This window comes from Effusibacillus lacus, from assembly GCF_002335525.1.
In the GTDB taxonomy this organism is placed as follows: Bacteria; Bacillota; Bacilli; order Tumebacillales; family Effusibacillaceae; genus Effusibacillus; species Effusibacillus lacus.
In genome coordinates, this window is record NZ_BDUF01000095.1 from 121,141 (window position 1) to 126,244 (window position 5,104).

The following is a 5,104-nucleotide window of genomic DNA, read 5'->3' on the forward strand; positions in this document are numbered from 1 at the left end:
AAAGCTGGTCGGAGCGCCCTTTGTCAAAGTGGAGGCCACCAAGTTCACGGAAGTGGGGTATGTTGGCCGTGACGTGGAGGCAATGGTCCGGGATTTGGTGGAGACGGCCATCCGGATTGTGAAGGAAGAAAAGATGGCCAAAGTGGAAGACCGGGCCCGCCAGATGGCGGAAGACAGACTGGTGCATCTGCTGGTTCCCGACCCCGTCAGGGAAAAACAGTTTAAAAACCCGTTTGAAATGCTGTTCCAGGGACAAACCCAACAGCAAACAGAACCTCCCGAAACTCCGGAACACATCAGGATGCGGCGAAAAGACATCCGGGATGCGTTGAGGCGCGGAGATCTGGAAGAAACCATCGTGGAAATTGACATGGAAGACTCAACCCCCATGATGTTCGATTTGTTTGGCGGCGGCGGGAATAACGAAATGGGCATGAACATGCAGGAGATGTTGGGCAACCTGATTCCCAAACGCCGGAAGAAGCGCAAGCTGCCAGTCAAAGACGCCCGTAAGATTTTGATTCAGGAAGAAGCCCAGAAGCTGATCGATATGGATGAAGTGACGCAAGAGGCAGTCCACCGCGCCGAGCAGTCAGGGATCATTTTTATCGACGAAATCGACAAGATTGCCGGCAAAGACCACAGAGGACCCGATGTTTCAAGGGAGGGCGTACAGCGGGACATCCTTCCCATTGTGGAAGGGTCAACCATCATGACCAAATACGGCCCGGTCAAAACCGATTACATTTTGTTTATTGGGGCAGGCGCGTTCCATATTTCAAAGCCATCTGATCTGATTCCCGAACTGCAGGGGCGGTTCCCGATCCGGGTAGAACTGCAAAGTCTTACGGCTGAAGACTTCCGGCAGATTCTGACCGAACCGCAAAACGCCCTGACCAAGCAGTATACGTCGCTCCTGAAGACAGAGGGAGTCGAGGTGGAATTTACCGGGGAAGCGATTCAAAAGATTGCGGAGTTGGCAACGGTAGTGAACCAGCAAACGGAGAATATCGGTGCCAGACGTTTGCATACCCTGCTGGAGAAACTGCTGGAGGATCTGTCTTTCGAAGCTGCTGACATAGGACCGCAGAAGGTCATTATCACGCCGGAATACGTGGAGGAGAAACTGGCCGGAATTGTGAAAAACAGAGATCTGAGCCAGTTCATTTTGTGAAAGTATTGTAAAAAATTTGCAAAACACCCCTTATGCTTCAAGCTTGGGGTGTTTTTTGTTTTTCCTTGATCGGGCATGACAAAAGACCTAGTGTAAAAATAATGGAAGTCCTATGCAAAACAGGACTTTTTTCTTATTTAGTGGTCTTGGATGCCGAAACAAGAAGATATTTCCTGAGTTTGTGTCGATTCGTGCAGGATTATGGGTAATTCTGGCGAACTAATTTAAAAAAATGTCGTTGGAGGGGACCTCTTTGACCTTCTTCAATACAAAGACAGCGCAAATTTTGGAACGTTCCCTGGATGCTTCCAGCCTCCGCCACAAAGTGTTGGCGAACAATATTGCAAATGTGGATACCCCAAATTTCAAACGGAGCGATATTTCCTTTGACTCCGCTCTTCAATCCTATCTGGATGACGATTCCATCCCCATTAAGGGAATGGTTACCCACCCTAGACACATTCCGATAGGAGTCCATTCCTTTAGTCAAATTCAACCCGAAATCGTTGCGGAAGATTCCACCATATACAACAACAACGGAAACAATGTGGACATTGATTCGGAAATGACCCAGCTTGCGCAGAATCAGATCAAATACAACGCTTTGATTCAACAGATCAACGGGCATTTTGCCAAACTTCGCAATGCGATTGGAGGACGTTAAAGATGGGATTGTTTGACGGTATCAATATCAGCGCGTCCGGCCTTACCGCACAAAGGCTGCGAATGGACGTGATTGCCAACAACATTGCCAACGCCCAATCCACGCGGTCGGTTGACAACCCGAACGAACCTTACAGACGGCAAAGAGTCATTTTCTCTCCGGTAGAAGGGAGTGGTTCATTCGCATCCGTTCTTGGAAACAAGCTTCAGTCTCCCGGTCTGGGAGTTGCTGTGACCGCCGTTGAGAAGGATATGGAAACCCCGTTCAAGCTTGTCTATGACCCGTCCCATCCGGATGCCGTCAAGGATCCGAATGATCCCGGTTATGGGTATGTTCGGATGCCCAACGTGGATGTAACGGCCGAGATGGTGGATATGATTGCGGCGTCCAGAGGATACGAGGCCAATGTAACGGCGGTCAACGCCGCGAAAGCAATGGCGCTGAAAGCTCTCGAGATCGGAAGATAGGCGGGATGACAAATGATTGACAAAGTGACAAACATGCTTCCGGTTGCTGCCCCGGAGTCGGCGGCGCCGACCAAACCTGCATCGGGTCAGTCTTTTTCTGCAGCTTTAGCCAATGCGTTGGATCAAGTAGGCAACATGGAAATACAGTCGTCAGCAATGACCCAGCGGTTGGCTGCCGGTCAGGGAACGGACCTGCATTCTGTCCTGATTGCAGGTGAGAAAGCATCGCTTGCCCTGCAATTGACGGTTCAGGTTCGCAACAAAGCGGTGGAAGCTTATCAAGAGATTATGCGCATGCAAATGTAGTGGCTTTCTGAACTGCTTATCCAAGTAACTTATTTGTCAGGACCATGTACGAGGTGACATTGTGAACCAACGCATTCGTGAATTAATGGAACGTGCTACGGGGTATTGGAAACAGTTGGAGGTTCATCAACGCCGGAATCTCGTGATCGCCGGTGTCTTCTTTGTCCTCACTGTTGCGCTTCTCAGTTGGTTTGCGTTTCGCCCAAATTATGTAGCAGTATACTCCAATCTAGAACCTGGGACCGCAGGCGAGATCGTCGCCAAACTGGATGAAATGAAGATCCCCAACAGGATTCAGGGAACTTCGGTGTTGGTGCCGGAAGAGCATGCTGACAAGGCCCGGGTTCAACTGGCCATGAACAACCTCCCCAACTCGGGACATATCGATTTCGGGATCTTCAATGAACAAAGCATTGTTGGCATGACGGAAAACGAATTTGCCGTCAAATACCAGAACGCTTTGCAGGGCAGTATCGCCAATACCATTCGCTCGATCAAGGGCATTCAGGATGCCAGGGTACATATCGTCATGCCTGAGCGGAGGCTCTTCATACAGCAAGATATGCAGGACGCCAAAGCATCCGTTTTCCTGAATTTGGCTCCGGGTGCAAGCCTGTCCCAGGAGCAGGTGCAAGGAATTCAGCAGCTGGTGGCAGGCTCTGTCAAAGGATTGAAAACGGAAAATATTACAATTGTTGACCAAAACGGGGTCCGGTTGGCGGAAGACAGTAAACTTCCCAACGGGCAACTGAATGGGGCTGTTGCTACGAAAGAACTGGAAGTTCGGAAGATGATCCAACAGGACTTCGAGAAGCGAATCCGCAATGCCTTGGAGAAGATGTTTGGCTTTGGGAATGTGGAAGTGCTGGTGAATCCGGAAGTATCCTTTGACAAGGTGAACAGCCAGGCTGAAATTTACACGCCGGTGGAAGGGAATGGCAGCAACGGAATCAAGAGATCGGAACAAACGACAACCAAATCCTCGGAGAATACTCCTGTTCAGGGCGGGGCTCCTGGAACTCCGAATCCGGCGAACAATCCGCAAGCCCAACCTAACTTGAAAGCGGCCGGCGGTCAGGCAAGCAATTCTGAGGAATCTTCCAGGACTACCAACTGGGAAGTCAACAAGGAGATCGTTCAACGTGTCGGCCAGGCGTTTGAAATCAAAAAGATGTCCGTATCGGTGCTTGTAAACGGCCAAATCAACAACCAGCAAAAACAGGACATCACCAACCTGGTTGCCACAGCTATTGGATACAAAAACGACGGAAGCAACAATACGGATATAACGGTGATGGGAACGGTGTTCCAGGTTCCGCCAAACCCTTTTACCAGACAATGGTACGAAAATCCCTGGGTTATCGGCGGAATTGCCGCAGGATTGCTGCTGTTGGGCGGAGGAGTGCTCATGATCGCCCGCAGACGCAGGGAAGATGAAGACGCACAAGTTGTCGACGTTAAGCCGGTGCCGGTGACTGCCTTGGAAATTTCACAAGAAGAGACATCACAGCAAAGGATGAAGAAGCAGCTTGAGAAGATGGTCAAGCAGAAACCTGAAGACTTTGTCAATCTGCTGCGAACCTGGCTGGCAGAGGAGTAGGAGTGTATCGGCATGGCACGCATTATGTCCCATCAAAAACTGTCCGGTCGCCAGAAAGCTGCGGTTCTTCTTGTCACTCTGGGGCCTGAAATATCGGCCAAAATATTCAAGCATTTGCGTGATGACGAGATTGAGCAGTTGACATTGGAGATCGCCAACGTTCGGAAAATTGAACACGCAGAGAAAGAAGCGGTGCTGGAAGAATTCCACCAGATCTGCATGGCCCAGGAATATATCTCCACAGGCGGAATTGAATACGCCAAGGAAGTTTTGGAGAAAGCCCTTGGCAATCAGAAAGCCTTGGAAATCATCAGCCGTTTGACCGCTTCCTTGCAGGTAAGACCTTTCGAATTTGCCCGCAGGGCGGACCCTAACCAGATCCTGAATTTTATTCAGAATGAACATCCTCAAACCATCGCTCTGGTTCTGGCTTACCTGGATCCCGCACAAGCCGGGATGATTCTCTCCGCGTTGCCGCAGGACGTTCAGGCAGACATCGCCAGAAGGATCGCCCTGATGGACCGGACATCCCCGGAAGTTGTAAATGACGTGGAACGGGTTCTTGAAGCAAAACTGTCGCAGGTGGGAGTTCACGACTTCTCGGCTGGCGGCGGCATCGACGCGATTGTTCAGGTGTTGAACGGGGTGGATCGTTCCACCGAGAAGACCATTCTGGAAGCTTTGGAATTGCAGGACCCCGAACTGGCAGACGAAATCAAGAAACGAATGTTTGTGTTCGAAGACATCGTTATGCTGGACAATCGCTCTATCCAACGGGTCATCCGCGATGTGGAGACATCCGATTTGCAGCTGGCGCTCAAGGTGGCAAGCGAAGAAGTCCAGGAAATCATCTTCAAAAATATGTCCAAGCGTATGGCCGAAACCTTCAAACA

At 50.4% G+C, this 5,104-nt stretch carries 6 protein-coding genes; all 6 read left to right on the forward strand.

Annotated elements, in window-relative coordinates; translation table 11 throughout:
- The coding region (gene hslU, locus EFBL_RS16510; RefSeq protein WP_231705844.1) for an ATP-dependent protease ATPase subunit HslU at positions 1 to 1,174 on the forward strand (1,174 nt) is incomplete at its 5' end.
- 253 nt (positions 1,175 to 1,427) lie between these two features.
- The gene (gene flgB, locus EFBL_RS16515; RefSeq protein WP_231705845.1) at positions 1,428 to 1,838 is read left to right on the forward strand and encodes a flagellar basal body rod protein FlgB; all 411 of its coding nucleotides are present in this window, start codon (positions 1,428 to 1,430) and stop codon (positions 1,836 to 1,838) included.
- A gap of 2 nt (positions 1,839 to 1,840) precedes the next feature.
- On the forward strand, positions 1,841 to 2,305 hold the full coding sequence (flgC, locus tag EFBL_RS16520; protein ID WP_096183239.1) for a flagellar basal body rod protein FlgC: 465 nt from the start codon (positions 1,841 to 1,843) through the stop codon (positions 2,303 to 2,305).
- A gap of 12 nt (positions 2,306 to 2,317) precedes the next feature.
- Positions 2,318 to 2,611, forward strand: coding sequence for a flagellar hook-basal body complex protein FliE (gene fliE / locus EFBL_RS16525; RefSeq protein ID WP_096183241.1), 294 nt, complete (start codon positions 2,318 to 2,320; stop codon positions 2,609 to 2,611).
- Positions 2,612 to 2,672: 61 nt separating this feature from the next.
- Positions 2,673 to 4,211: a flagellar basal-body MS-ring/collar protein FliF gene (gene fliF, locus EFBL_RS16530; protein WP_096183243.1), complete on the forward strand. Its 1,539-nt coding sequence runs from the start codon at positions 2,673 to 2,675 to the stop codon at positions 4,209 to 4,211.
- Between the two features lie 24 nt (positions 4,212 to 4,235).
- The coding region (gene fliG / locus EFBL_RS16535; protein ID WP_439952287.1) for a flagellar motor switch protein FliG at positions 4,236 to 5,104 on the forward strand (869 nt) is incomplete at its 3' end.

Coding starts and splice junctions, on each gene's coding strand:
- flgC (WP_096183239.1), top strand. CDS start 1,841: ATGGGATTGTTTGACGGTATCAATATCAGCGCGTCCGGCCTTACCGCA.
- fliE (WP_096183241.1), top strand. CDS start 2,318: ATGATTGACAAAGTGACAAACATGCTTCCGGTTGCTGCCCCGGAGTCG.